The organism is Mycolicibacterium lutetiense, from assembly GCF_017876775.1.
GTDB lineage: Bacteria > Actinomycetota > Actinomycetes > Mycobacteriales > Mycobacteriaceae > Mycobacterium > Mycobacterium lutetiense.
Window position 1 is genome coordinate 990,920 of record NZ_JAGIOP010000002.1, and the last position, 26,924, is coordinate 1,017,843.

The 26,924-nt window shown below is 66.6% G+C and carries 25 protein-coding genes; 12 read left to right on the forward strand and 13 right to left on the reverse strand.

The window, feature by feature from the left end:
- Window positions 1-1,023 (forward strand): alpha/beta fold hydrolase, encoded by a 1,023-nt coding sequence (locus tag JOF57_RS14080; protein WP_209917385.1) that lies wholly within the window; start codon window positions 1-3, stop codon window positions 1,021-1,023.
- Between the two features lie 27 nt (window positions 1,024-1,050).
- Window positions 1,051-1,737 (forward strand): PhzF family protein, encoded by a 687-nt coding sequence (locus tag JOF57_RS14085; RefSeq protein ID WP_209917387.1) that lies wholly within the window; start codon window positions 1,051-1,053, stop codon window positions 1,735-1,737.
- Window position 1,738: 1 nt separating this feature from the next.
- Here the strand turns inward: JOF57_RS14085 and nrdR are convergent, their stop codons facing one another.
- Entirely contained in the window at window positions 1,739-2,197 is a 459-nt protein-coding gene (gene nrdR / locus JOF57_RS14090; protein WP_163662061.1) for a transcriptional regulator NrdR, read from the reverse strand.
- Window positions 2,198-2,361: 164 nt separating this feature from the next.
- Window positions 2,362-2,889 (reverse strand): LysM peptidoglycan-binding domain-containing protein, encoded by a 528-nt coding sequence (locus tag JOF57_RS14095; protein WP_234938140.1) that lies wholly within the window; start codon window positions 2,887-2,889, stop codon window positions 2,362-2,364.
- Between the two features lie 241 nt (window positions 2,890-3,130).
- Here JOF57_RS14095 and lexA point away from each other — a divergent pair, with 241 nt between their 5' ends.
- Window positions 3,131-3,853: a transcriptional repressor LexA gene (lexA, locus tag JOF57_RS14100; RefSeq protein WP_209917391.1), complete on the forward strand. Its 723-nt coding sequence runs from the start codon at window positions 3,131-3,133 to the stop codon at window positions 3,851-3,853.
- A 47-nt stretch (window positions 3,854-3,900) separates the two neighbouring features.
- Here the strand turns inward: lexA and JOF57_RS14105 are convergent, their stop codons facing one another.
- Window positions 3,901-6,222: an LGFP repeat-containing protein gene (locus tag JOF57_RS14105; protein ID WP_209917394.1), complete on the reverse strand. Its 2,322-nt coding sequence runs from the start codon at window positions 6,220-6,222 to the stop codon at window positions 3,901-3,903.
- A gap of 180 nt (window positions 6,223-6,402) precedes the next feature.
- Window positions 6,403-7,563: an acyl-CoA dehydrogenase family protein gene (locus tag JOF57_RS14110; protein ID WP_209917395.1), complete on the reverse strand. Its 1,161-nt coding sequence runs from the start codon at window positions 7,561-7,563 to the stop codon at window positions 6,403-6,405.
- A gap of 100 nt (window positions 7,564-7,663) precedes the next feature.
- Here JOF57_RS14110 and JOF57_RS14115 point away from each other — a divergent pair, with 100 nt between their 5' ends.
- Together JOF57_RS14115 and JOF57_RS14120 are read left to right on the forward strand one after the other, a co-directional pair.
- The gene (locus tag JOF57_RS14115) at window positions 7,664-9,952 is read left to right on the forward strand and encodes a molybdopterin guanine dinucleotide-containing S/N-oxide reductase (protein WP_209917397.1); all 2,289 of its coding nucleotides are present in this window, start codon (window positions 7,664-7,666) and stop codon (window positions 9,950-9,952) included.
- 108 nt (window positions 9,953-10,060) lie between these two features.
- Window positions 10,061-11,596 carry a PE-PPE domain-containing protein gene (locus JOF57_RS14120; RefSeq protein ID WP_209917399.1) on the forward strand — a complete coding sequence of 512 codons (1,536 nt, stop codon included), beginning with the start codon at window positions 10,061-10,063 and terminating at the stop codon, window positions 11,594-11,596.
- Window positions 11,597-11,605: 9 nt separating this feature from the next.
- On the opposite strand, the gene hflX is transcribed toward JOF57_RS14120, so the two are convergent.
- Genes hflX through JOF57_RS14140 form a run of 4 tightly spaced genes read right to left on the reverse strand, consistent with a single transcriptional unit; the run spans window position 11,606 to window position 15,535 of the window.
- Entirely contained in the window at window positions 11,606-13,015 is a 1,410-nt protein-coding gene (gene hflX, locus JOF57_RS14125; protein ID WP_209917401.1) for a GTPase HflX, read from the reverse strand.
- A gap of 45 nt (window positions 13,016-13,060) precedes the next feature.
- A complete protein-coding gene (gene dapF, locus JOF57_RS14130; RefSeq protein WP_209917403.1) occupies window positions 13,061-13,927 on the reverse strand; it encodes a diaminopimelate epimerase in 867 nt (288 codons plus the stop codon).
- A 4-nt stretch (window positions 13,928-13,931) separates the two neighbouring features.
- Window positions 13,932-14,852, reverse strand: coding sequence for a tRNA (adenosine(37)-N6)-dimethylallyltransferase MiaA (gene miaA, locus JOF57_RS14135; protein WP_407666571.1), 921 nt, complete (start codon window positions 14,850-14,852; stop codon window positions 13,932-13,934).
- Complete coding sequence (locus JOF57_RS14140) at window positions 14,849-15,535, reverse strand: class III extradiol ring-cleavage dioxygenase family protein (RefSeq protein ID WP_209917407.1); 687 nt, start codon at window positions 15,533-15,535, stop codon at window positions 14,849-14,851. The genes miaA and JOF57_RS14140 overlap by 4 nt, the downstream gene beginning before the upstream one ends.
- A gap of 227 nt (window positions 15,536-15,762) precedes the next feature.
- Here JOF57_RS14140 and JOF57_RS14145 point away from each other — a divergent pair, with 227 nt between their 5' ends.
- Entirely contained in the window at window positions 15,763-17,118 is a 1,356-nt protein-coding gene (locus JOF57_RS14145) for a DUF349 domain-containing protein (protein WP_209917409.1), read from the forward strand.
- Window positions 17,119-17,148: 30 nt separating this feature from the next.
- Here JOF57_RS14145 and JOF57_RS14150 read toward each other — a convergent pair whose 3' ends face one another.
- Both JOF57_RS14150 and miaB read right to left on the reverse strand, forming a co-directional pair.
- Window positions 17,149-17,784, reverse strand: coding sequence for an Rv2732c family membrane protein (locus JOF57_RS14150; protein ID WP_209917411.1), 636 nt, complete (start codon window positions 17,782-17,784; stop codon window positions 17,149-17,151).
- Entirely contained in the window at window positions 17,772-19,292 is a 1,521-nt protein-coding gene (miaB, locus tag JOF57_RS14155) for a tRNA (N6-isopentenyl adenosine(37)-C2)-methylthiotransferase MiaB (protein ID WP_209923358.1), read from the reverse strand. The genes JOF57_RS14150 and miaB overlap by 13 nt, the downstream gene beginning before the upstream one ends.
- 158 nt (window positions 19,293-19,450) lie before the next feature.
- On the opposite strand from miaB, the gene JOF57_RS14160 reads away from it, so the two are divergent.
- From JOF57_RS14160 to JOF57_RS14175, 4 genes are read left to right on the forward strand one after another with little or no spacing between them, the layout of a single operon-like run.
- Window positions 19,451-20,179: an amino acid ABC transporter ATP-binding protein gene (locus JOF57_RS14160; protein ID WP_209923360.1), complete on the forward strand. Its 729-nt coding sequence runs from the start codon at window positions 19,451-19,453 to the stop codon at window positions 20,177-20,179.
- 24 nt (window positions 20,180-20,203) lie between these two features.
- Complete coding sequence (locus JOF57_RS14165; RefSeq protein WP_209917412.1) at window positions 20,204-21,013, forward strand: glutamate ABC transporter substrate-binding protein; 810 nt, start codon at window positions 20,204-20,206, stop codon at window positions 21,011-21,013.
- A gap of 20 nt (window positions 21,014-21,033) precedes the next feature.
- The gene (locus JOF57_RS14170; protein ID WP_209917414.1) at window positions 21,034-21,714 is read left to right on the forward strand and encodes an amino acid ABC transporter permease; all 681 of its coding nucleotides are present in this window, start codon (window positions 21,034-21,036) and stop codon (window positions 21,712-21,714) included.
- Complete coding sequence (locus tag JOF57_RS14175) at window positions 21,715-22,611, forward strand: amino acid ABC transporter permease (protein WP_209917417.1); 897 nt, start codon at window positions 21,715-21,717, stop codon at window positions 22,609-22,611. It abuts the gene before it with no gap.
- Between the two features lie 28 nt (window positions 22,612-22,639).
- Here the strand turns inward: JOF57_RS14175 and JOF57_RS14180 are convergent, their stop codons facing one another.
- The 3 genes from JOF57_RS14180 to recA form a co-directional block, all read right to left on the reverse strand.
- On the reverse strand, window positions 22,640-23,671 hold the full coding sequence (locus JOF57_RS14180) for a WD40 repeat domain-containing protein (protein ID WP_209917419.1): 1,032 nt from the start codon (window positions 23,669-23,671) through the stop codon (window positions 22,640-22,642).
- A gap of 267 nt (window positions 23,672-23,938) precedes the next feature.
- Window positions 23,939-24,502: a recombination regulator RecX gene (gene recX, locus JOF57_RS14185; protein WP_209917421.1), complete on the reverse strand. Its 564-nt coding sequence runs from the start codon at window positions 24,500-24,502 to the stop codon at window positions 23,939-23,941.
- Window positions 24,471-25,526 (reverse strand): recombinase RecA, encoded by a 1,056-nt coding sequence (recA, locus tag JOF57_RS14190; protein WP_209917423.1) that lies wholly within the window; start codon window positions 25,524-25,526, stop codon window positions 24,471-24,473. The genes recX and recA overlap by 32 nt, the downstream gene beginning before the upstream one ends.
- 200 nt (window positions 25,527-25,726) lie before the next feature.
- Here recA and JOF57_RS14195 point away from each other — a divergent pair, with 200 nt between their 5' ends.
- Window positions 25,727-26,056, forward strand: coding sequence for a hydrogenase maturation nickel metallochaperone HypA/HybF (locus JOF57_RS14195; RefSeq protein ID WP_209923362.1), 330 nt, complete (start codon window positions 25,727-25,729; stop codon window positions 26,054-26,056).
- A 1-nt stretch (window position 26,057) separates the two neighbouring features.
- Complete coding sequence (hypB, locus tag JOF57_RS14200) at window positions 26,058-26,894, forward strand: hydrogenase nickel incorporation protein HypB (protein WP_209917425.1); 837 nt, start codon at window positions 26,058-26,060, stop codon at window positions 26,892-26,894.
- Window positions 26,895-26,924: the final 30 nt, after the last annotated feature.

Genomic DNA, 26,924 nt, shown 5'->3' on the forward strand with positions numbered 1-26,924 from the left:
ATGTCCGAGCGCAAACCCCATCTACGGACCGTTCGCGAGCTCACCCCGACGCTCGAATACCGCACGATCCACGGATATCGGCGGGCCTTCCGCGTCGCCGGATCCGGTCCGGCGATCCTGCTGATCCACGGCATCGGTGACAACTCCACCACCTGGCACACCGTGCAATCGGCGCTGGCCCAGCGGTTCACCGTGATCGCCCCGGATCTGCTCGGCCACGGTAGCTCCGACAAGCCCCGAGCGGACTATTCGGTCGCGGCCTACGCCAACGGCATGCGCGACCTACTCAGCGTGCTCGACATCGACCGGGTGACCGTGATCGGTCACTCGCTGGGCGGTGGCGTCGCAATGCAGTTCGCCTATCAATTCCCGCAGTTGCTGGACCGTCTCATCCTCGTGGGCGCCGGTGGAGTCACCAAGGATGTGAATGTGGCGTTGCGGGTCGCCTCACTCCCGATGGGCAGCGAGGCGCTGGCCCTGCTGAGACTCCCCCTGGTGCTACCGGCATTGCAGCTGTTCGGTCGGGCCGCAGGCACATTGTTGGGCTCAGCCGGGCTCGGCCACGACATTCCGGACATGCTGCGGGTCCTGGCCGATCTGCCGGAGCCGACGGCGTCGGCGGCATTCGCCCGGACGTTGCGCGCCGTGGTGGACTGGCGTGGCCAGGTCGTGACGATGCTGGATCGCTGTTACCTGACCGAATCCGTTCCGGTCCAGTTGATCTGGGGTGAACGCGATTCGGTCATCCCCGTCAGCCACGCCCAGATGGCACACGCCGCAATGCCCGGTTCCCGGTTGGAGATCTTCTCCGGAGCCGGGCATTTCCCATTCCACAGCGATCCCGACCGCTTCGTCGAGGTCGTCGAACACTTCATCGACTCGACCGAACCGTCGGTGTACGACCAGGATCGGCTGCGCAGTCTGCTACGCAGCGGCAGAAGCGAATCGGCGATCAGCGGGTCCTTCGACACTCAGCTTGCGGTACTCGACGCGATGGATGCAGACGAGCGCAGCGCAACCTGACCGGCGGATGCGACGTAGCATCGAATCATGGCCATCGGCGTCACCGTCTTGCGAGTATTCACCGACTCAGACGGCAAGTACGGCAATCCGCTGGGCGTGGTGGACAACAGCACGGTCGCTCCGGCCGATCGCCAGCGGATCGCCACCGAATTGGGCTACAGCGAAACGGTATTCATCGATCTTCCGCCGCCGGGCGGCAACTCGGCCACTGCCCACATCTTCACCCCGGTCGCTGAACTGCCCTTCGCCGGGCACCCCACAGTCGGCGCATCGTGGTGGCTGCGGGAGACCGGATCTCCGGTCAACACATTGCAGGTGCCGGCCGGGATCATCCAGGTGGAATACGACGGTGATCGCGCCGTGGTCAATGCCCGCGCCGAGTGGGCACCGGAGTTCGCCATCCACGACTTGTCTTCGGTCGACGAACTAATGGCTGCCGATCCCGATGAATTCGCCGATGCCGACGAGAACTACCTGTGGGCCTGGATCGATGAGGCGCACGGCACGCTGCGAGCCAGGTCGTTCGCCCCGCACCTGGGAATCCCCGAAGACGAGGCCACCGGTGCCGCGGCGGCACGGTTGACGGACTACCTGAGCCGGGATCTGACGATCATCCAGGGGAAGGGTTCGGTGATCGAGACCCGTTGGAGTCCGGAGGGCTGGGTTCGTCTCGCCGGCCACGTCGTCAACGACGGCACCACCCGACTGGATTGATCTACGCCTCGGCGCCGCGATGCGCCCGCAGCGCCTCGATCTCACGTTCGAAGTCCTCAGCCGACGAGAACGACCGGTACACCGAGGCGAATCTCAAGTAGGCGACTTCGTCCAGTTCGCGCAGCGGTCCGAGAATGGCCAGACCGACCTCGTTGCTGGGGATCTCTGGCGTGCCCAGACCACGGACAGCGTCCTCGACCTTCTGCGCCAAAACATTGAGTGCATCGTCGTCGACCTGCCTGCCCTGACAGGACCGGCGCACGCCGCGGATGACTTTCTCCCGACTGAAGGGCTCGGTCACGCCGCTGCGCTTCACCACAGCCAGCACCGCGGTCTCCACGGTGGTGAACCGGCGTCCGCACTCCGGGCATGATCGCCGGCGCCGGATGGCCTGGCCCTCGTCGGCCTCGCGGGAATCGACCACACGCGAATCAGGATGACGGCAGAACGGACAATGCATTACCGCTCCTTCGTCATGCCGCCGGACAACTAGTTCGAGCGTCCTTGAGCGTACCCGCGATGCCCACGGCAGACTCACCGCCGGGTCCAGTGGCATGTAGGTGCTCACTCCGGTGCCGGCCAGTGTGGCTGCCGGCCAGGACGATTCAGCAGACATTGCGCTGCTCAGCCAACCGGCGCGAGCAACGTCTGCCCGGGGTCGACTGCCGCGGATGCGAGTTGGTTGAGGTCACGAATCTGCTCGACGACCCGGGACACCGGGGCATCCGGGGCGACGCGGCGCGCCACCTGCTGCAGCGTCTCCCCCGATTTCACCTGCACCACCGCAAGCTCGGTCGGCTCAGGGCTTTCCATCCCCATCACCCCACCGAACTGGGCCACGAGGCCCAGCCACACCGTGATACCGGCGGCGACCAGGGCCAGCAACACCGTGGTCACCGGCGTGACGGGCCGGCTGCGATGGGATGCACGCGACATCAGCACTCCGGTTCCGCGGTAGCGGACCGCGCCGGCCGCGGGGCGGACCGGGGCCGGCCGCTGCACCCGGCGCACCGGCCTGGCCGCACCGGTACCGAAGGTGGCGCTGCCCCTGGTGCCGGCACCACCCCGAACCCGGGCGCGTTGCGGCGGGGACTGCGGCACGGCCCGAGCCGCGCGGGAACGGCTATCGGCGGGGATATCGATGATCGCCATCTGACTGCCTTTCGGTGGGACGGTTTCGCTCTTGTGTTCGAACATACTCGCTCAGATGTTCGATTGATAGAACATGTGATCGAACTGTTGCCAAACGATAGAACAGGGCACCGACAACCTCGGGCCACCGACCCCTCACGCGACCCGCAACCCGCCGCCACGCGCCCCACCAGCAGACACGCCCGCAACACGCGTCGAACACATGTTTGATTAATGTTCGACCAACGACTACATTCGCCCCATGAGCGACGACCGCAGCAGGGACGGAAACACCGACAGCCCGGCCGGATCGGACGGCGCGGGTCCACGCCGGGCCGAAGGCGGCCTCACCGACCGGCAGCGCACCATTCTCGACGTGATCCGCGCGTCGGTGAACAGTCGCGGCTACCCGCCGAGCATCCGCGAGATCGGCGATGCGGTCGGTTTGACCTCGACCTCGTCGGTCGCCCATCAGTTGCGCACCCTGGAACGCAAGGGCTACCTGCGTAGGGATCCCAACCGGCCACGCGCAGTCGACGTGCGCGCCTCCAACGATCCGACGGCCGCCGCGCTGGTGTCCACCGATGTGGCCGGGTCCGACGCACTACCCGAACCGACCTTCGTGCCGGTACTCGGACGTATCGCCGCCGGCGGCCCCATCCTGGCCGAGCAGGCCGTCGAGGACGTCTTCCCGTTACCCCGCGAACTGGTCGGCGAAGGGTCGCTGTTCATGCTCAAGGTCGTCGGCGACTCGATGGTCGATGCCGCCATCTGCGACGGTGACTGGGTGGTGGTACGCCAGCAGAGTGTGGCCGACAACGGAGACATCGTGGCAGCCATGATCGACGGCGAAGCGACCGTCAAGACGTTCAAGCGGACCCGCGGTCAGGTCTGGCTGATGCCGCACAACCCGGCATACGACCCGATCCCGGGCAACGACGCCGCGGTGCTCGGCAAGATTGTCACCGTCATCCGCAAGATCTGACCGGCAGGCAGGCCCGGCGGCACCGACTGGTTGCCGGGCCCTGCCGCTCAGTCCGTGCGCACGAATCCGTTCGTACGGGCGAATTCCTCACTGGCGAACCAGATCTCGGCCACTGCCTCGTCGTACTCGCTGCTGTCTGGCGACCAGTATCGGCCGGACCTGGTGTCCGCCTTGATCGGATAGCCCTCCGGCGCGCGGTTCGGGTCCTCCAACGGTAGGTGGATGGCGGTGGCACTGGGGATCTCGTCGAGTTCGATGGCGGCATGGCGCCCGCTGTGTGCCTCACTGCTGTAGGCCTCACCGCCGTAGGCCTCCGTGTCGGTGATGACGCGGGTGGGCGCGGTGTCCACGTTGTCCTGATCACCCGGCACACCCAGGCCGCTCAGCGCCGCGAAACCCCCGACTTCGCGCACCCCGCCGACCGGGCCGTTGAGTGACCCGGTATCCGTCAGGTCCTCGTCGACGAGCTCCGCTTCGATGTCATCGACGTCGTCGTCCTCGACGACTTCCTCGAAGTCGGCGTCGATGGGCGTATCGAGGTCTTCGTCGTCGAATTCGTCGTCCTCGAAATCGTCATCTTCGTCGTCATAGTCGGATTCGAAGTCGTCATAGTCGTCAAAACCCTGCTCCGGGTCGGCCAGCTGGGCGGAATCCTCCGGCGGTTCCTCGTCCTCGCCTGGCGCCCCGTGACCGCCGGCCGCTCCGTGCGGGGCGGCCCACTGACTGACCGGGATGGCGATATCGGTGGGCTCGTCGTACGGAGACGCCGCACCCGTCGATTGCTCGCCCGCCCCGACGAACCGCGTGGTCGTCGCCTCGCCGCCATAGGCAGCGCTCGGCCCGTAGCCGTCCGCCGCATCGGAGCCGCGATCATCGCGATACTCGTCGCGGTCGTACCCACCCGATCCGTAACGAGCGTCGGAGTACCGGTCCTCGTCATACGACGAATCCCCGGGGCCGCCGGCGTAGTCGTCGTCGAACGGGTCATGGTCGAAGTCGTCGTCGCCACCGGCGCGACGACGGTGCCACAGCGCGGCCCCCACGATCAGCCCGGCGAGCAGCACGACCGGGACCACCGCGATCAGCCACCACCAGCTCCAATGCCAGGAGAACGGCTTCTCGGTGTCCGTACCGGAGGGCTGCGGCCCCGTGGCCGGGGTCTGCCCGAGTCCAGGAACCTGCAGTCCGGTCAATTCGGAGGCGAGTTTCGACGGCTCGGTGGTGAACGTGTTGGTGTCGCGGTCCCACGAGATCGCTCCCCCGCTGAACCGCTGGGTGATGACACTGCCGTCTTCGGTCTGGTCGGCCATGGGGGCGCCCAGTACGCCCTTTGCACCACCGAGCTTCTCCCAGGCCGCGTTCATCGCGCCCCGCACGATCACCGCGCCGTAATCGGGAGTCCAGAAGATGACGGGATTGTCGGCGGCCGCGAACGTGCTGATCCGGCTGTTCGGGCCCAACCCGCCCTCGGATTCGCTGGTGGTCGGGAAGCCCAGATCACCTTCGGGACCGCCGACACTTTCGTACTTCTCGAGCAGCTGACCGGTGATGGCGTTGGCTCCGGTGGCCGGGCTGTAGAAGACCGTGCCGCCGGCGTATTTCTGTCCGAACCCGCCGTCGCCGATCGGATATTGGTCGCCTTCCTTGGCTCCCAGTGGCCCCATCGCGCCACCTGCCTCGCGACGCGCGGCAGCGATCGCCGAAGCGGGATCCGACGGTACGTCCAGGTCGGCGAGCTGACCGGCCAGTTCGGGCGGCTCCGTGGTGAACGCCTTGGTCTTACGGTTCCAGGAGATCTCTCCGCCGGTGAACTTCTGTGAGATCACATCGCCGTTGAACATCTCGTCGTCAGCGGGGACGCCCAGCACTCCGGCGGAGCCACCGAGCTTGTCCCAAGCGGCATTGATGGCGCCCCGTACCACCCGGGCACCGGTGGACGGAGTCCAGAAGATGACCGGGTGGTCAGGCGCGCTCAGGGTCGAGTTGCGGCTGTCGGCGGCGCGCCCGGCGCCCTCGTCAATGGTGGGGAATCCCAGATCGCCGTCCGCTGCACCACCCAACGACTCGTACTTGTCCAGGATGGCGCCCTGCATGAAATGCGCACCGGTCGCCGGGGTGAAGAACATCTTCCCGCCCGCGAAGTTCTGTGCGAAGCCAGAACCGGCCGCGTACACGCCGCCCTGCCGCGGGCCCAGCGGGCCGCCGTCGCCTCCGGTGGAATCCCAGGCGGCGCTGATCGCGGCATCGGCATCCGCTTCGGGGGTGGCCGAAGCCACCGCCGGCACCATCAAAGTCGCGACGATGAGTGCGAGCAGACCGACCGCCAACCGCAACACGGCGGCATTCAGCCGCACTCCCGGCCTAGTCATGCGCCCTCCCCCACTCGTTCGGCAAAGTTCCCGTAGAAATGTCCCGCCCGACAACTCTGCTTCAGCACGTGACGATAACCAAGGAACGTGGCCGATCATGACCAAAAAAGCCCCAATATCTGGGTCCAACGGCCCAGATTTGGGGTTTTTCGGGGCGTCACGCCGAGTTAGGCGGGTAAATCAGACACCCAAACCGCGTCCGATGATCTCCTTCATGATCTCGGTGGTGCCGCCGTAAATGGTCTGAACGCGGGCATCCAGGTAGGCCCGCGCGACCGGATACTCGCGCATGTAGCCGTATCCGCCGTGCAGCTGCAGGCAGCGGTCGATGAGGCTCACCTGCTTCTCGCTCGAGTACCACTTGGCCATCGCCGCCTGCTCCACGGTGAGCTTCTCGTCGAGGTGCAACCGGATGAACTCGTCGACCATGATCCGCACCACGGTGGCTTCGGTCGCCAATTCGGCCAGTAGGAACCGGCTGTTCTGGAAGCTTCCGATGGGCTTGCCGAACGCCTTGCGCTCCTTGGTGTACTGCACCGTCTGTTCCAGAACCGCCTCCATTGCCGCGGCGGCCATGATCGCGATCGAGATGCGTTCCTGCGGCAGGTTCTGCATCAGGTAGACGAAGCCCTGCCCCTCCTCGCCGAGCAGATTCTCGACGGGCACCTTGACGTCGGTGAACGACAGCTCGGCGGTGTCCTGGGCGTCCAGACCGATCTTGTCCAGATGCCGTCCGCGCTCGAAGCCCTCCATACCCCGCTCGACCACCAACAGCGAGAAGCCCAGGGCTCCCTTCTCCGGGTCGGTCTGGGCCACCACAACCACGAGATCGGCGTGGATGCCGTTGGTGATGAACGTCTTTGACCCGTTGAGCACGTAGTGGTCCCCGTCGCGGACCGCGCGGGTCTTGATGCCCTGCAGGTCGCTGCCCGTGCCGGGTTCGGTCATTGCGATCGCCGTGATCAATTCCCCGGTGCAGAACTTGGGCAGCCAGCGCTGCTTCTGCTCCTCGTTGGTCAGGCGCAACAGGTAGGGCGCGACGACATCGTTGTGCAGGCTGAAGCCGAGGCCGCTGTAGCGGCCCATCGCGGTCTCCTCGCCCATGATGGTGTTGTACCGGAAATCGGACTCGCCGCCGCCGCCGTACTCCTCGGGCACCGCCATCCCCAGAAAGCCCTGCTTACCCGCCTCGATCCAGACCCCGCGGTCGACGATCTTGTCCTTCTCCCACTGGTCGTGGAACGGTGCGACGTGGCGTTCCAGGAACGCCCGGTACGAGTCGCGGAACAACTCGTGTTCGGGCTCGAACAACGTGCGGTCGTACTTCACAACACTGCCCATGGTGGGACCTCCGGTACCGGTTAAGAATGTGGGCCCAACCTATACCAACCGGGTGGTTGGTCAGCCCGGGGTCGGTGGATGCCGCCCGTAAGCTCTGGCCATGCCGGAGTCCCCCATGAGCCTCGCGCACTGGGGCGCCTTCACCGCCGACGTCGCGGCAGGCGATATCGCAGGCGTCACCCCGCTGGCCGGTGACACAGATCCCTCCCCACTATTGGGTAATTTGGCGGGCTCGATCCGGCACCGCTCGCGCATCGCCGGGCCCGCGGTCCGACGCGGTTGGCTGCGCGACGGCCCCGGCCCCAGCACCGAGCGCGGCGCCGACGAGTACGTCGCGGTGCCCTGGGACGAGCTCACCGAATTGTTGGCCGACGAGCTGCGCCGGGTCGTGGACACCCACGGCAACGAGGCGATCTACGGCGGCTCATACGGCTGGGCGAGCGCCGGACGGTTCCACCACGCCCAGAGCCAGGTGCACCGCTTTCTGAAAATGCTCGGCGGCTATACATTTTCCCGCCACTCCTACAGCCTGGGCGCAACCGGAGTGATCATGCCCCGGGTCGTCGGGACCCACGACGACCTGTTCAAACGCTCCACCGACTGGGATGTCATCGCCGAACACACTGACCTGTTGGTGTGCTTCGGCGGTGTCGCGCTGAAGAACACCGGCATCAATCACGGTGGCACCACGGCTCATCCGGCCCGCGACGCACTGCGTCGGATGCGTGAGCGCGGTGGGCAGATCGTGTCGCTGAGCCCACTGCGCGACGATGTCGACGGTGACTGCCGATGGCTGGCTCCGGTACCCGGCACCGACGTCGCGGTGATGCTCGCGCTGGCCCACGTCCTGGCCACCGAAGGCCTGGCCGATCTGGATTTTCTCGACACCTACTGCACCGGATACCAGCGGTTCGAGCGTTACCTGCTGGGCCGCGACGACGGTGTCGCCAAGACCCCGGAGTGGGCGTCTCGACTCAGCGGTCTGGCCGCCGGGGAGCTGAGGGCGCTGGCCCGGCGCATGGCTGCCTCGCGCACCCTGGTCACCGTCAGTTGGTCGCTGCAACGGGTCCGGCACGGCGAGCAGGCTCCGTGGATGGGACTGACGCTGGCAGCCATGTTGGGCCAGGTCGGCATCCCGGGAGGAGGTTTCGGGCACGGCTACGGCTCGATGAACGAGCCGGGGTTGCCGCCGCTACGCTGCGGCCTGCCTGCGCTGCCGCAGGGCCTCAACCCCGTGCAGACGTTCATCCCGGTGGCGGCCGTCACCGACATGCTGCTGCAGCCGGGGCAGCCGTTCGACTACAACGGCTTGCAGCTGACCTACCCCGACATCAGGTGCGTGTACTGGTCCGGCGGCAATCCGTTCCACCATCACCAGAACATTCCGCGACTACGCCGGGCCCTGTCCCGGGTCGACACCATCGTGGTGCATGACCCGTACTGGACGGCGATGGCCAAGCACGCCGACATCGTGGTGCCCTCGACCACGGCCTATGAGCGCGAGGACTACTCGGGTTCGCGGAACGACCCGCTGCTGGTGGCCATGCCCGCATTGACGCAGCCGTATGCCGACTCCCGCGACGACTACGCCACGTTCTCGGCGTTGGCCGCACGGCTCGGGTTCGGCGAGCAGTTCACCGAGGGCCGCACGGCGCGGGAGTGGCTGGTCCACATGTATGAAAAATGGTCTGCCGGGCTGGGTTTCGAGGTTCCTGAATTCGACGATTTCTGGGCTGCCGGGCAACTGCGACTGCCCACCGAACAGGGACTGACACTGCTGTCCGGCTTCCGGGCCGACCCGATCGGGCAGCCGCTGGCCACGCCGAGCGGGCGCATCGAGATCTTCTCGCACACCATCGACGGATTCGGCTACGACGACTGTGTCGGCCATCCCCGGTGGTACGAGCCGACGGAGTGGCTCGGTGGTGAGCGTGCCCGGGCCTACCCGTTGCATCTGCTGGCCAATCAACCCGCGACCCGCCTGCACAGCCAGCTCGATGGCGGCGCCACCAGCCAGTCATCGAAAGTGCAAGGGCGCGAACCGATCCGGATCCACCCGGACGATGCGGCGGCACGCGGGGTCGGCGACGGCGACGTGGTGCGCGTGTTCAACGATCGCGGGGCGTGCCTGGCCGGGGTGGTGATCGATGACCGGCTGCGCCCGGCCGTGGTGCAACTGTCGACCGGGGCATGGTTCGACCCGGCCGATCCGGCGGATCCCGACGCGATGTGCGTGCACGGGAACCCCAACGTGCTGACCGAGGATGTCGGCACGTCCTCGCTGGCGCGCGGCTGCACCGGGGCCCACGTGTTGGTACAGATCGAGAAGTTCGACGGGCCGCTGCCCCCGGTGCGGGCGCACCGACCACCGGTGATCCGGACACGCTGAAACCGTTGGGCGGTAACCACTTCGGCCGTTCGCCCGTGAACCTTTGTGTGCCGGTGCAAAGATCCCTTCAGCGCTGACGAGGGCGTCAGCAGAAGGAGATCCGGGCCGATGCGTTTCTCACCCCGTTCTGCTGCCAGGTCCCTGTTGGTCGGCGCCGTAGCTGTGTCCGGCTCGGTGGTCATCGGCCTGACGCCCATCGGCACGGCAGCAATCGGCCTGGTCGTGGCGGTGACGCCGCTAGTCGTACCCGGGACCGGGACCCCGAAACCGCAGGACTCCAACAACTACATGGCCAATGCCGTCGCCTATTACGTCCAGCCCAGCGGCAGCTGCGGCACCGAAGGCTGCGCGGCCCCGGTGGCAATCCCCTACATCGCCCAGTTCTGGCCGTTCCCGTTCGAGGGCTGGGGCGGTCTGGAGGGCGCGAAATGGAACGTGTCGGTCGGCAGCGGGGTCACCCGACTGACCAGTGAACTCGTCGGCGCCAACAATCCCAGTACGACGCATCCGGTGACGGTGTTCGGCTATTCGCAGGGTGCCACGGTGGCCAGCATCGTCAAGGGCAACCTGGCGGATCTGACCGACGAGCAGAAGCAGAATCTGAGTTTCGTCTTGATCGGTAACCCCAACCGGCCGAACGGCGGCCTCTTCGAGCGGCTGGCGATCCTGGGCACCGTACCGATCCTCGACGCGACGTTCGGTCAACCCACTCCGACGGACACCGGCATCGACACCGACGACATCGCGCTGCAGTACGACGGCGTCGCCGATGCTCCGTCGTGGGTGCTCAACCCCCTGGCGTTACTCAACGCGCTGGCCGGATTCGAATACACCCACCCCACCTATCTGGCCCCCGACGGCAACGACCTTCCGGGCGACACCCCCTACGGTTACACACCCGATCAAGTGAAGGCCGCGATCGAGAACGCCGAGGCCAGTTGCACGGCCGCGACGCACTGCCAGATGCATGGGGACACCCGTTACATCACACTGCCGGCCAAGACCCTGCCGATCATGCAGCCATTCCTGGACCTGGGCGCGGCGACCGGCACCTCCGCGTTGGTGATTCCGCTCGTCGATCTGGTGTCACCGCTGGCGCAGACCCTCATCGAAACCGGCTATGACCGTTCCGATTACGGCAAGGCAATGCCCTTCCAGCTGCTTCCGAGGGTCAATCCGATCAAGCTGGCCTCGGATTTGATCAACGACATCCCCGAGGGCATCAACGCGGCGCTCAACCCCGGGCTCGATCCACTACCCGGATGGACTGATCCGACGCAGTCCGGCGTTACCGTCCGAGTGCCGGACACCGCGGACCAGACTGTTGTCGACACCACGAAAGTCGCTGCCACATCCGATGACAAGCCGCTTCGGCGTCTGAGCACGATCGCGGAAACCGGGACGGCGCTGACCGCACCCGATACTGCCTCCTCCGGCACCACCACCCTGAAGCAACGTCCATCAGTACCGAAGGCCCTGGGCATCAAGGGGCATCCGGCGCGTGACATGGCGAAGTCGATCCGCAGCAGCGTGCGCAAGGCACTGGGCCAGGACAGCGCGAAAGACAAAGACAAGGGTCGGGCCGAGGCAAAGAGCACCAGCGCCAAGGACACCGGCAGTAAGAAGACGAAGCCGGCGGCCTGACGCTCGCGCTCAGAAGGTGGCGAACTCGCTCAGGCTCGCGGCCAGTGCCATGGGCACCCGCGCCTTGATCCGCGTGCCGTCGGCAGTGTGCTCGGTGGCATCCACCCGACCGTCGGCGTGCACCTTTGCCACCAGATCCCCTCGGTCGTAGGGAATCGTCACATCCACGGTGGCGTCGGTGGGGGGGATCATCTCGGCCATCCGGGCGCTCAGCCGATCCAGCCCGTCGCCGGTCTGGGCCGAGACGAACACGGCGTCGGGTAGCGCGCGCCGCAGCGAGGCCAGACCGAGGTCGGTGGCCGCGTCGATCTTGTTGACCACCAATAATTCCGGCGGCGGGGCGATGTCGTACTCGGCGACCACCTCGTTGACCACCTGCCGTACCGCGTTGATCTGGGCCAACGGGTGGTCGTCGGCGCCATCCACCACGTGCACCAGCAGGTCGGCGTCGACAACTTCTTCCAGGGTGGACCGGAATGCCTCGACCAACTGGGTGGGCAGGTGCCGGACGAACCCGACGGTATCGGTCAGCACGAATTGCCGCCCGTCGTCGAATTCCCCACGTCGCGTGGTGGGTTCGAGCGTGGCGAACAGAGTGTTATCCACCAGCACGCCGGCCCCGGTCAAGGCGTTGAGCAGGGTCGACTTGCCGGCGTTGGTGTAGCCGACGATGGTGACCGACGCGGCTTCCGAGCCCAGCCGACGGCTGCGCTGGGTGTCGCGGATCTTCTTCATATCGCGAATCTCGCGACGCAGCTTGGCCATCCGCTCTCGGATGCGGCGGCGGTCGGTTTCGATCTTGGTCTCACCGGGTCCACGGGTGCCGACGCCACCACTCGCGCCGCCGGCGCGGCCGCCGGCCTGGCGGGACATCGATTCACCCCAGCCGCGGAGCCGGGGCAGCATGTACTGCATCTGCGCCAGCGACACCTGCGCCTTGCCCTCCCGACTGGTGGCGTGCTGGGCGAAGATGTCCAGGATCAGCGCGGTGCGGTCGATGACCTTGACCTTGACCACTTTCTCCAGCGAGTTGAGCTGCGCAGGTGAGAGTTCACCGTCGCAGATGACGGTGTCGGCGCCGGTGGCCAGCACGATCTCGCGCAGTTCGATGGCCTTGCCCGAACCGATGTAGGTGGACGGGTCGGGCTTGTCCCGGCGTTGGATGAGCCCCTCGAGTACCTCCGAGCCGGCGGTCTCGGCGAGTGCGGCCAACTCGGCCAGGCTGGCATCGGCGTCGGCCGCGCTGCCGTCGGTCCACACGCCGACCAAGACCACCCGCTCGAGCCTCAGCTGGCGGTATTCGACCTCGGTGACGTCGGTGAGTTCGGTGGACAGCCCGGCGACGCGGCGCAGTGAGGCGCGGTCTTCGAGGGCGAGCTCACCGGTGCTGGGCGTGACGGGGTGTTCTGGATGTGTCATATGTACTTACAGGTTGTCACGTGGATCGGACCGCGCGCATTCCAATTACGCATGGGCCGCGCTCCACCAAGCCGGGCTGAGCTCGCCGCGCGCCACCAGCACCGAGGGCCCGCGCAGATAGCTGGTGGACTCGGTGATCGTCACGGTGACCTGGCCGCCGGGGATGCGCACCCGCAACGTCCCGGTGTCGGCCCCCTGGTGGGCCAGGGCCGCGAGCGTGGCCGCGACGGTGCCGGTACCGCAGGAGCGGGTCTCTCCGACACCCCGCTCGTGCACGCGCATCGACACCGCGCCGTCCACCGGTGCGGTCAGGACCTCGACATTGACGCCGTCGGGGAACAGCTTCGGGTCGAAGGACACCGGCGCCGCGACGTCGAGGGCCGCCAGTTCGTCCTCGGTCAGCCCGACGCAGGCCAGGTGTGGATTGCCCACGTCGACGGCGACTCCGCTGACGCTGCGGCCGCCGACCACGGCGGTGCCCGTACCGAACTGGTTCGCCTTGCCCATCTCGACGGTGACGTCCGCGGTGGTGGCGTCGACCCTGTGCAGCACGACCGGACGGGGCCCGGCCAGCGAGCCGACCACGAACTCATCGGCCGATTCCAGCCCGGAGGCCCGCAGGTAATGCGCGAACACCCGCACTCCGTTGCCGCACATCTGCGCGATCGACCCGTCGGCGTTGCGGTAGTCCATGTACCAGTCGGACGCTGCGACACCGTCGGGAAGTCGTTCGAAAACCCCGGCGGCCTGCGCGGCACCGGCCGTCGTCACCCGCAGTACGCCGTCGGCGCCCAGGCCGCGGCGTCGGTCGCACAGCGCGGCCACCGCGGCCGGCGTCAGCGACAACGCGGCGTCGAGGTCGGGCAGCACCACGAAATCGTTCTGGGTGCCGTGCCCTTTGGCGAAGATCACCTGATCAGGATACGTGCCGCCACGCCCGCAGTGCGTCGTGCACCAGACCGTCGGCCGCACCGTCCAGCCACACCACCCGGTGGTCACGGCGGAACCAGGACCGCTGCCGGCGCACATAGCGCCGGGTACCGATGAACGTCGGCTCGCGGGCCGCCGAGCCGTCTCCCCCGGCATCCAGGTCGGCCAGCACCTGCGCGTACCCGAGCGCCCGCGCCGCGGTGACGCCGTCGCGCAGGCCGCGGCCGCTCAGCGTGCGCACCTCATCGACCAGCCCCTCGTCGAACATCAGGTCTGTCCGCTGCTCCAGACGTTGATCGAGAACGGCTGTGTCCCAGTCCAATCCGATGATCGCCGTGTCCCAGCGGGGGGCACCGATGGTCGGCGCCGAGGCGGCGAACGGTTGACCGGTCAGCTCCACGACCTCCAGGGCCCGCACGATGCGCCGGCCGTCGGTCGGCAGGATCGACGCCCCCGCCGCGGGGTCCACCCGGGTCAGCTCGACGTGCAGGGCGGCCACCCCCACCTCGGCCAGCCGCGCCTCCCACCGCGCCCGCACCACCGGATCGGTGGCCGGGAACGTCCACTCGTCGAGCAGCGACTGGATGTAGAGCATGGACCCGCCCACGATCACCGGGACCGCGCCACGCGCCGCGATGGCCTCCACGTCGGCTGCGGCATCCTGCTGGTAGCGCGCCACCGTCGCGGTCTCGGTGACGTCGAGCACATCGAGCTGATGGTGCGGGATGCCGCGTCGCTCGGCGACCGGCAGCTTCGCGGTGCCGATGTCCATACCGCGGTAGAACTGCATCGCGTCGGCATTCACAATCTCTACGCCGATCTCGCCGCTCAGCTGCTCGGCCACCGCCAGCGCCAGCGCCGACTTCCCCGTGCCGGTCGGGCCGATGATCGCGAGGGGCCGGGTCACGGCAGCCATTCGCCGACGAAGTAGCCGACGCCGTACGGCGCTCCGCGGTAGAGCTCACGCGCCGACCCTGTCTCGGGTTCGGTCAGTCCGGCCAGCACCTGGTAAGCCACCCTGCCGAGCACGGACTCGGGCAGCTCGGCCAGCGCCGAGAGGTCGCCGGTGGCCAGTGCATCGTCGAGTTGCTGTTGGACCGACGGCGAGTCTGGATCATGGCCACCGGGGGCCGCAGGCGTCAGCGTGTTCACCCCATCGGCGACCACCAGGACACCGATCGGTTCCGGGGATTCCTCAAGCTGGGCGCGCAGGGCGCGGCCCCGGGCCAGTGCTCCACCGACCGGGTGTGCGGCAGCGTAGGCGTGTACCTCGATGCCTGCGTCGGGCGTGGCCTGCCCGCGGATCCACCCGGCGACCAGCGCACACAGCGGCAGCTCAACCGGACCCCCAACCGGCCCGGGGCCGAGAGCCACCGGGACGTCGACGCCGTAGCCGGCGAAGGTCCCGACACAGTCGGACCCATACACCGCGTCATCAGGGCCGACCCCGATCGCCAGCCAGCGTGGCGGTAGCGAACCCGCCGCGGCCACGACAGCCTCGCGGAGGTCAGCCACCTCGTCCGCGGCCGCACCCACAAGTTGAGGCACCAGAACCGGCGTGGCGGGAACGATCGCGATGGCGTTCAGCACCTCACCAAACTAGTGCGCGGCCCCTGGTTCAGTGCGCGCCGAGGGCCGGTAGGACGCCCAGAACGGCGCGTCCCGGGCACCGCCCGTTCGAGTTTGTCAGGGCATTGCGCGCAAAGGCGTGGGCACGGCACAGCACGACCTGCTTGAATAGCGGACAAAGCGACAGCATCAGGCGCCGCGTCGCGCGGCAGATGCGCGGGCAACCGTGCGGAGTACGAGGAGCGGATATGACAACCAGTGAGCCAGGCGGAGCCACCCCCCAGCCGACGTCCGGGCCCACACCGAGGCCCACTCCTACGCCTACCCCAAGGCCAGGACCGCCCCGCCCCGTTCCCCACCCCAGCCGGGTCGCCCCGGCAGTTGCGGTGGCGCCGTCCAGCGATCCACACAAATTCGGGCGAGTGGACGACGACGGCACGGTGTGGTTGATCACCGGAGCCAGCGAGCGTGTCATCGGCTCGTGGCAGGCCGGTGACACTGAATCGGCGTTCACCCACTTCGGCCGGCGCTTCGATGATCTGCACACCGAGATCGCGCTGCTGGAACGCCGGCTGACTTCCGGTACCGGGGACGCCCGCAAGATCAAGTCGGCGGCGGCCTCCTTGGCCGAAAGTCTGCCCACCGCAGCAGTTCTCGGCGATGTGGAGGCATTGAGCTCTCGGCTGACCGCGATACTGGAACATGCCGATGCCGCCGCGGCGACCGAGCGGGCCCAGCGTGACGAGCATCGCGGCGCCCAAACGGCACGCAAGGAAGCTCTCGCCGCCGAAGCCGAAGATCTCGCGGCGAACGCCACGCAGTGGAAGTCCGCCGGTGACCGTCTGCGCGAGATCCTCGATGAATGGCGCACGATCACTGGACTGGACCGCAAGCTCGACGATGCCCTGTGGAAGCGCTACTCGTCGGCCCGAGAGACGTTCAACCGCCGTCGCGGCTCGCATTTCGCGGAACTGGACCGTGGCCGGGTTGGCGCCCGTCAGGCCAAAGAGGCGCTGTGCGAGCAGGCCGAGCAACTGTCCGACTCGACAGATTGGGGCGCCACCGGTGCCACCTTCCGTGACCTGCTGACCCAGTGGAAGGCCGCCGGACGGGCCTCCAAGGACGTCGACGACGCGCTGTGGCACCGGTTCAAGACCGCTCAGGACACATTCTTCGGGGCCCGAAATGCCGCCCATGCCGAACGTGACACCGAGTTCAAGGCGAATGCCACCGCCAAGGAAGCACTGCTGGCCGAGGCCGAGAAGATCGACACGACCGATCTGGATGCGGCCCGTGCGGCATTGCGCACGATCGGCGACAAATGGGACGCGATCGGCAAGGTTCCCCGGGAACGCGCCGCCGATCTGGAGCGACGCCTGCGCTCCGTGGAGAAGAAGATCCGCGATACTCCGGCGGGCGGTGTTGATCCTGAGGCCCAGGCTCGCGCCGACCAGTTCCGCTCACGTGCCGAGCAGTTCGAGAAGCAGGCCGAGAAGGCCGAGGCCGCCGGCCGCGCCAAGGATGCGGCCGACGCCAGGGCGAGCGCCGAACAGTGGCGTCAGTGGGCCGACGCCGCGGCCGCCACGCTCGGAGAGCGCAAATAGCACCTGAGGGCTGGGTTGGGATAAGCCCAGCTAGGTCTGATCCGGCTGGTCCGGCTTCTCGCCGGCGGTGCCGGGCTTCGTGACGTCGCTCTCGGTATCGCCGGGCATGGGGATGCCGAGCACGTTGCGCTGCTGATGCTGCGAGGCTTCATGGCGGCGGTCGGCCTCGGCGGCCAACTGCAGTGCGGTCCGCGACCACACCACACGCGCCCAGTGGAAGGTCAGCACGATCACGGCCAGCCACCCGATGATCAGCCCGATTCCGGGGCCGGGATGCCCCGCGGCGGTCTGACGCGACCACACCGCGAGCATTCCGAGCGCACTGGCCACGGCCGAACCGGCCAGGGCCGTCCAGGCCAGCGCCCAACGGCGAGTGATCAGCGCCAGGACCGAGAACCCGACCGAGAACACCAGCGCCAACCAGACGAACACCCGCGACGGCAGTGAGATGCCGTCGTTCAAGGCCGCCGCATCACCGACCAGAACGTCGAATCCTTTGGTGTCACCCGTGTGGGGCAGCACGAACGACAGCAGCACCACGAACACCAGGATGGCCACGACCATCGCCCGTGGACCCGTGTCGAACTCACGGGTGACCCTCCGCTCGACGGCGGCCAGGTCGTCCTTGAACCGGTCGAAGTCGCTTTCGTTGCTCAACAGCCACATCCTTCTGATAACGGCGGGGTTTCCGGTGCACCGATCCGCGGCAAGCCGAGACCGACGCCGGTTCGCGGGCGCCGCCCCGCCTCATGGGCGTCGCCGGCGCGGGTACGCCGATGGGTGGCCAACGCGGCGTCGGCGATCAGATGATGCGGAGCAGCGCCGGTCACGGTCGTGGTGACGACGTCGCCGGGCCGGATGTCGTTGTCCCCGGGACTGAAATGAACCAGCCTGCCGTCACGGGCCCGGCCCGACATGCGGGTGGTGGCCGCGTCCTTGCGCCCCTCGCCGGTGGCGACCAGCAGCTCGACTTCCCGGCCGATCTGAGCCTGGTTTTCCTCCAGCGAGATTCGCTCCTGCAGGTCGATCAGCCGTTGATAACGTTCGCTGACAACCGCTTTGGGCAACTGGTCGGGCATCTCGGCGGCCGGGGTTCCGGGCCGGATGGAGTACTGGAAGGTGAACGCAGTGGCGAAACGGGCCTGCTCGACGACGTCGAGGGTGGCCTGGAAATCTTCCTCGGTCTCGCCGGGGAACCCGACGATGATGTCGGTGGTGATCGCGGCGTCCGGAATCGCCGTCCGGACCTTGTCGATGATGCCCAGGTACCGGTCGGCCCGGTAGGACCGGCGCATTGCCTTGAGAATGCGGTCCGACCCGGACTGCAGCGGCATGTGCAGCGTCGGGCAGACGTTGGGGGTCTGCGCCATCGCCTCGATCACATCGTCGGTGAACTCGGCGGGGTGCGGTGAGGTGAAGCGCACCCGCTCGAGCCCGTCGATGTCACCGCAGGCGCGCAGCAGCTTGGCGAACGCGCTGCGGTCGCGGGGCACGTCCGGGTCGGCAAAGGACACGCCATAGGCGTTGACGTTCTGGCCCAGCAGGGTGACCTCAAGCACGCCCTGTTCGGCCAAGGTCTGCACCTCGGCCAGGATGTCGCCGGGCCGGCGGTCGACCTCCTTGCCGCGCAGCGACGGCACGATACAGAACGTGCAGGTGTTGTTGCAGCCCACCGAGATCGACACCCACGCCGCATAGGCGGACTCCCGCGTCGCAGGCAGGGTGGACGGAAACTCCTGGAGCGCTTCGACGATCTCGACCTGGGCGGTCCGGTTGTGACGGGCCCGCTCCAGCAGCGTGGGCAGGGACCCGATGTTGTGGGTGCCGAAGACCACGTCGACCCAGGGTGCGCGGCGCAGGACCGAATCGCGATCCTTCTGCGCCAGGCAGCCGCCGACGGCGATCTGCATGTTCGGATCGGCCTGTCTCCGCGGGGCCAGGTGGCTGAGGTTGCCGTACAGCTTGTTGTCGGCGTTCTCGCGCACCGCACAGGTGTTGAACACGACGATGTCGGCGTCGGTGCCATCGGGGGCACGCCGGTAGCCGGCGTCCTCCAGCAGGCCGGACAGCCGCTCGGAGTCATGCACGTTCATCTGGCAGCCATACGTGCGGACCTGATAGGTGCGCGCGGCACGCAGCTCGGCCGGCTCGGCCGCCGCTTCCCGGTTCACCATCGTCGTCACGGCCTCAATGGTACGGAGCCCCCGGAAACGGCAACGCGGCGGATTCACGAGATCCGGGCAGGCCGGACCTCCGCTCGGTAAGGTCACCTGCCATGGGTAGCCCCGGCGAGCAGCCGCAGGTCGACGACGCCGCGACACCAGATGTGCCGATGATCTCACTGTCGGGCGTCAACAAACACTTTGGCTCGCTGCACGTACTCAACGACATCAACCTCGAAGTGCGCCGTGGGCAGGTGGTGGTGGTGCTCGGCCCGTCGGGGTCGGGCAAGTCCACGTTGTGCCGCACCATCAACCGGCTGGAGACCATCGATTCCGGCCGCATCGCGATCGACGGTCAGGTGCTGCCCGCCGAGGGCCGCAAGTTGGCCCAGCTGCGTTCGGATGTCGGCATGGTGTTCCAGTCCTTCAACTTGTTCGCACACAAGACAATTCTGGAGAACGTCACGCTCGCCCCGGTGAAGGTGCGCCGCACGTCCAAGGCACAGGCCCGCGAGAGTGCAATGGCGCTGCTGGACCGGGTCGGGGTGGCCAACCAGGCCGACAAGTACCCGGCTCAACTATCGGGTGGTCAGCAGCAGCGTGTCGCCATCGCGCGATCGTTGGCGATGAACCCGAAGGTCATGCTGTTCGACGAGCCCACCAGCGCGCTGGATCCCGAGATGATCAACGAGGTCCTGGCCGTGATGACCGCCCTCGCCGGCGAGGGCATGACGATGGTGGTGGTCACCCACGAGATGGGCTTCGCCCGCCGGGCCTCGGACCGCGTGGTGTTCATGGCCGACGGCGCCATCGTCGAGGACGCAGCACCGGCCGAGTTCTTCGACAACCCGAAATCCGATCGCGCCAAAGATTTTCTCGGCAAGATCCTGCATCACTGACGCTCCGCCGAAAGGACCCCGAACATGCCCTCCGCACCGTTCAAATGGATCGGTACCGTCGCGCTCGCGCTCGCGCTCCCCTTCGCCGCGACCGCCTGCGGCGGCGGTAGCGACTCCAGCAAGATCGTCATCGGCACCAAATACGACCAGCCCGGACTCGGCCAGAAGAAGCCCGACGGCACCATGTCCGGGTTCGACGTCGACGTGGCCAAGTACGTGGCCAATGAACTCGGCTACCCCGAGGACAAGATCGAATGGAAGGAAGCCCCCTCGCCGCAGCGCGAGACGTTGATCCAGAACGGTCAGGTCGAGTACATCGTCGGGACCTACTCGATCAGCCCGGCGCGTCAGGAAAAGGTGGCGTTCGCCGGGCCCTACCTGGTCACCGGGCAGAGCCTGCTGGTCCGCGCCGACGAGAACGCCATCACCGGGCCGGAATCGCTGAGCGACAAGCAGAAGGTCTGCTCGGTGTCCGGTTCGACTCCGGCTCAGCAGATCAAGGAGAAGTATCCCGACGTCCAACTGCAGCTGTACGACACCTACACCCTGTGCGTCGACGCCCTCAGGAACCGCGGAGTCGATGCGGTGACCACCGATGAGGTGATCCTGGCCGGCTACGCCGCGCAGACGCCCGGGGAATTCAAGATCGTCGGTGACCCCTTCTCCGAGGAGCGCTACGGCATCGGTCTCAAGAAGGACGACACCGAGCTGCGCAGCAAGATCAACGATGCGATCGAGAAGATGATCAGCAGCGGGGCGTGGAAAGACGCGTTCGACAAGAACCTCGGGCCGGCCGGCATCCAGGCGCCGACACCGCCGACCGTCGACCGCTGAGTCGAAGAAGCAACTCCCCCGTGGAGATATTCACCGAGTACCGCGATCAGATCTTCGCGGCATTCTGGATCACCATCCGGCTGACGATGTACTCCGCCGTCGGCGCATTGATCCTGGGCACGTTACTGGCGGCGATGCGGCTGGCACCGGTGCCGGTGCTGAACTGGCTCGGCACCATCTACGTGAACATCGTCCGTAACACCCCACTGACGCTGATCATCATCTTCTGCTCACTCGGGGTGGGGCAGACGTTGCGGATCACGCTGGCCGCGTCGGACTCGCCCACCTTCATCGTGGACAGCAACTTCCGCCTGGCCGTACTCGGATTGACGGTCTACACAGCATCTTTCGTGTGCGAGACGGTGCGGGCAGGGGTCAACACCGTGCCGATCGGCCAGGCCGAGGCGGCCCGTTCCCTTGGTCTGTCGTTCGCACAGAACCTGCGGTTGATCCTGCTACCACAAGCCTTTCGCGCGGTGATCCTGCCGTTGGGTTCAGTACTGATCGCCCTGACCAAGAACACCACCATCGCGTCGGCCATCGGTGTCGTTGAGGCGGCGTGGTTGATGAAGACGATGACAGAGAACACCGCCGCACTGCTGACCGTCGGCATCATCTTCGCCGCCGGATTCGTCATCCTGACATTGCCGTTGGGTCTGCTGTTCGGTTGGCTCGGCAAGAGATTGGCGGTGCAGCGCTAGATGTCCAGCGCTTCGGTTCTCTTCGATGTACCAGGCCCCCGTGCCCGGGTGCGGAACTTTATCGTGGCCGTCCTGACCGTTGCGGTGACCGCAGTCATCATCGGCGTCGTGCTGTGGCGCTTCAACGAGAAGGGGCAACTCGACTGGGCCAAGTGGCAACCGTTCCTCACGGCCGATCTGTGGCGGACCTATCTACTGCCTGGCCTCCAAGGCACGCTGACCGCGGCTGCCCTGTCGATCGTGCTGGCACTCGCGCTGGGGTTCTTGCTCGGTGTCGGGCGGATGACGCCGGTGGCGTTCATCCGTTGGCCCTGCGCGGTGTTCGTCGAGTTCTTCCGCGCAGTACCAGTGCTGATCATGATGATCTTCAGCTTCGCGGCGTATGGGCTCGTCGACGGCGTGCCGTCGGAGTATCAGGCGCTGGCCGGCGTTGTCACCGGCCTGACTCTCTACAACGGCGCGGTGATCGCCGAGATCATCCGGGCCGGGGTCCACTCTCTGCCACGGGGTCAGGTCGAGGCTGCGGCGTCACTCGGTCTGCGTTGGGGTTCGACGATGAGGCTCATCCAGCTGCCGCAGGCCATCACCTCGATGCTGCCGGTTCTGGTCTCACAGATGGTCGTGATCCTCAAGGACACCGCGATCGGCTATCAGATCACCTTTCTGGAGGTGGTGCGCCAGACCACCAACCTGGGCTCGACCTACCGCAACTATCTACCCGCGCTCATCGTCGTCGCATTGCTGTTGATCACGATCAACTTCGCGCTGTCTTCATTCGCCACCTGGTTGGAACGACGAATGCGTCGTTCCAGCCGTGGACCCGCGCCGCTGGAACCAGAGGCCGTCGAGCAGGAAGGCGCACCGGGCGCGCAGGTGCTGCACACCCAACGGGACTGAGAACCGGTTCTGAACGCGGACTCGTGCCTCAAATGTCCTTCAGGATAATGACCCGCGCGAACTGCTTCTCCTTCTCGTTCTCGCGGTAGGTCCCGAATGCCAATTTCTTGCCGTCGGAGGTGAAGGCAACATCGCCCGACGCATCGACTGGCGTTGACAGCGGAGGGAGTTGCCTACCGGTGCGGACATCCCAGAGATAGAAACCGTCGAACTGTCCGGCCGTGGCGAGCGTCCTGCCGTCCGGACTAAAGGCCGCGGACGTCGGCCCAGCGGGATGCTGCAGCGCAGGACCAATCTGCTGCCGCGAGGCGACTTCCCAAATTCGCACTGTCCCATCAAGACTCGCGGTGGCATACATTGATCCGTCAGAGCTGACCGCAGCGCCGAGCATGTTCTCATCCTGCCCGGTGTCGATGCGCCCGATCGACTCCCTGGTGTGGATGTTCCACAGGTCGACCGACGACCTCAGGTGTGCGCCCAGAACGGTACCGTCGGATGTCACGTCGATCAGGTTGTAGTTGTACGAGCGATTGCCCGGGATTTCCAACTGCCCGACGGACGCGCAGGTGTTGGCATCCCAGAGCGTGACCGCGTCGGCATATCCCGCGATGAGCAGTGTGTTACCCGCGGGGTCGAATTCAATGTCGTCGGCAAGGTCAGCTTGATCGATCTTGCACGTCATACGTGCGGATGCCACCTCGTAGAGACGTATCCGTGCGCCCTTCCCCCCCAACTCCACCATCGGGTCGCAAGGTTCACTGGTTGCCAGACAACCGGAGTCGAGCACCCCGAGCCGCTGGCCGTCCATGCTCAGCACGACGTGCTCCGGGCTCGGATCATTGATCGCAGTACCGACTTCCTGCGCTGTTGCGATGTTCCAGAATCTGATTTGACTGTGCTCACCGTCGATCGCAACTAGTTTGCCATCAGGCCGGAACCCAACCAGCACCCCGGGAATCTCACCCGGCCTGATCAACCCGGTGTCTGAGGTAGAGCGCTGGATGAACACGACGAGGCCGACGACGACGATCAGGACGGCCAGCAGTCCCGCACCGACCAAGATGATGCGGTTCCGCCCCCGCTGTGCTGCCGGAGTTCGAAGGCCCCTCGATTCACGTTGGCCTGGAAGTTCGCGATCGGGCACCCAGAATTGCCAGCCCGACGGGGCCGGTGGCCACGACGGATCAGGCCGCCAACCCTCAGGCGGATCCCAACCATCCGGAGGCACCGGCCAACCGGGTGGTGCGTTGAATCCCACAGTCGGATAGTCCCACGGAGTTTGCCGCAAGGCGCGCCATCCGCAAAAATTAGCGACACAATGCGGCCGCTATACCCGGCGCCGCTCCCGCTCGCCGGCGAGCTCGTCCCTGACCACGTCGAGGGCCATCGACTGGTGGTAGCCGCGACGAGCCAGCATGCCGACGAGCCGGCGGGTCACCTTCACGTCGCCGTCATCGGCGTCGAGGCGCTCCCGACGCAGCTTGTCGCGGACCAACTGCTCAGCCCGTTGCCGTTCGGCGGCCGGGTCGAGGTCGGCCAGCGCGGCGTCGATGACCTCGTTGTCCACACCCTTCTTGCGAAGCTCGACAGCCAAGGCGCGCTTGCCTTTTCCTGCGTTGGCATGGCGGGACCGCACCCATTGCTCGGCGAAGTCCTCATCATCGATCAGGCCTACTTCGGCAAGCCTGTTGAGGACCTTGGCGCTGAGATCTTCTTCGTAACCCCGTTTGGTGAGCTGTTCGGTCAACTCGGCGCGGGTGCGGGCCCGCACGGTGAGCAGGCGCAGGCAGACATTCTTGGCCTGCTCCTCGCGTTTGCGAGGATCCTGCGTCTGCTCCCCCTCGGGCTTACCCGACGGCTCAGAAGTCAACCGGGGCGGGAAGGACGTCATCAGCCTTCACCTCGGCGGTCACGACAGCACCGATGCCGAGCTTTTCCTTGATCTTCTTCTCGATCTCGTTCGCGGCATCGGGGTTCTCCAGCAGGAACTTGCGGGCGTTCTCCTTGCCCTGACCCAGCTGCTCACCCTCATAGGTGAACCAGGAGCCGGACTTGCGGATGAAGCCGTGCTCGACACCCATATCAATCAGCGAGCCTTCGCGGCTGATGCCGTGGCCGTACAGGATGTCGAACTCGGCCTGCTTGAACGGCGGCGACACCTTGTTCTTGACGACCTTGACGCGGGTCCGGTTACCGACCGCGTCGGTGCCGTCCTTGAGCGTCTCGATGCGGCGGACATCGAGGCGGACCGAAGCGTAGAACTTCAAAGCCTTACCGCCCGTGGTGGTTTCGGGTGAGCCGAACATCACGCCGATCTTCTCGCGGAGCTGGTTGATGAAGATCGCGGTGGTGCCCGAGTTGTTCAGCGCACCGGTCATCTTGCGCAGCGCCTGGCTCATCAGGCGGGCCTGCAGACCGACGTGGCTGTCACCCATCTCACCCTCGATCTCGGCGCGGGGCACCAGGGCCGCCACCGAGTCGATCACCAGGATGTCCAGTGCACCCGAGCGCACCAGCATGTCGGCGATCTCCAGCGCCTGCTCACCGGTGTCGGGCTGGCTCACCAGCAGTGAATCGGTGTCCACACCGAGCTTCTTGGCGTAGTCGGGATCGAGCGCATGCTCGGCGTCGATGAACGCCGCGATGCCGCCGGCAGCCTGGGCGTTGGCCACCGCGTGCAACGCGACAGTCGTCTTACCCGAGGATTCCGGGCCGTAGATCTCGACCACGCGGCCGCGCGGCAGGCCGCCGATGCCGAGGGCCACGTCCAGGGAGATCGAACCCGTGGGAATGACGGAGATCGGCTGGCGCACCTCTTCGCCGAGGCGCATCACCGAACCTTTACCGAAGTTCTTGTCGATCTGGGCCATCGCCAGTTCGAGCGCTTTTTCGCGATCAGGTGCCTGTTGCGCCATGATGGTGCCTCTCCGAGTAGTCGTGTTGACCGGTGTTCCGATCGGTTGGCCGTGACGCTAGAACAGGCCACCGACAAGTCGGTCGAACACCACCCACAGTAGACGAACATCTGTTCGATTCAAGTAGACACGCCGTGCCCGCGGCGAGACGGGCCTATCGTGAGAGCATCTGGCCCGCGCAGCCCATAGCGGGGGTAGCGATGCACGAGATGGCGATCACCCAGAGCGTTGTCGACGCGGTGTGCGAGCACGCCGCAGGCCGGCGTGTGCACAGCGTGAAGCTCGAGGTGGGCGCCTTGTGCGCGGTCGTCCCGGACTCCATGCTCTTCTGCTTCGACCTGGTCACCCAGGGCACGGTGGCCGACGGCGCCCGCCTCGACCTCGACATCCATCCCGGCGCGGCACACTGCCGCAGCTGCGGGGCACGGTTCGACCTGCCCGATCTCATCCTGCTGTGCCCGTGCGGAAGCGCCGACGTCGAGGTGACCGCCGGCCGGGAACTGCGGATTCTCTCGATGGAAGTGAGCTGACATGTGCGCAACCTGCGGCTGCGGCCAGGACGGGGCCATCATCACCCTCGCCGGTCACGATCACCCGCACCAGCATTCCCACCCGCATCCCCACGACCACTCCCACGAGGCCCACGAACACGAGGGCCATGAGCAGGGCCACGAACACCAGGCGTCCGTTCAGACCATCTCCCTGGAACAGAAAGTGCTGGCCAAGAACGATCTTATCGCCGAACAGAACCGGCAGTGGCTGGCCGAGCGCGGCATCGCGGCCTTCAACGTCACCAGCTCGCCCGGCGCGGGTAAGACCACTCTGCTCGAACGCACGATCCGCGACCTGCACCGCACCCGGCCGATCGCGGTTATCGAAGGCGACCAGGAGACCCTGCTCGACGCCGAACGGATCCGGGCTGCCGGCGCTCGAGCGGTCCAGGTCAACACCGGGGCCGGCTGTCATCTGGATGCGGCCATGGTCAGGCGTGCCCTGGAGACGCTCGATCCCGCGCCCGGGACTCTGCTGTTCATCGAAAATGTCGGCAATCTGGTTTGCCCCGCATTGTTCGACCTGGGTGAGCGCAGCAAGGTCGTGGTCGTCTCGGTGACCGAAGGCGCGGACAAGCCGCTGAAGTACCCGCACATGTTCGCGGCCGCGGGTCTGGTGATCCTCAACAAGACCGACCTGCTGCCCTATGTCGATTTCGAAATCGAAACCTGTTGCAGCCATGCCCGATCCGTCAATCCCGGGGTGACGATCGTGGCGACTTCGGCCACCAGGGGGGATGGACTGCCAGCCTGGTACCGCTGGCTTGACTCAGCCGTCGAGGTCCCACCCGTTGACAACGCTAGCCACCCGGAGTAAACCCAAATTTCAGCGCCGGAAAAAATGGCG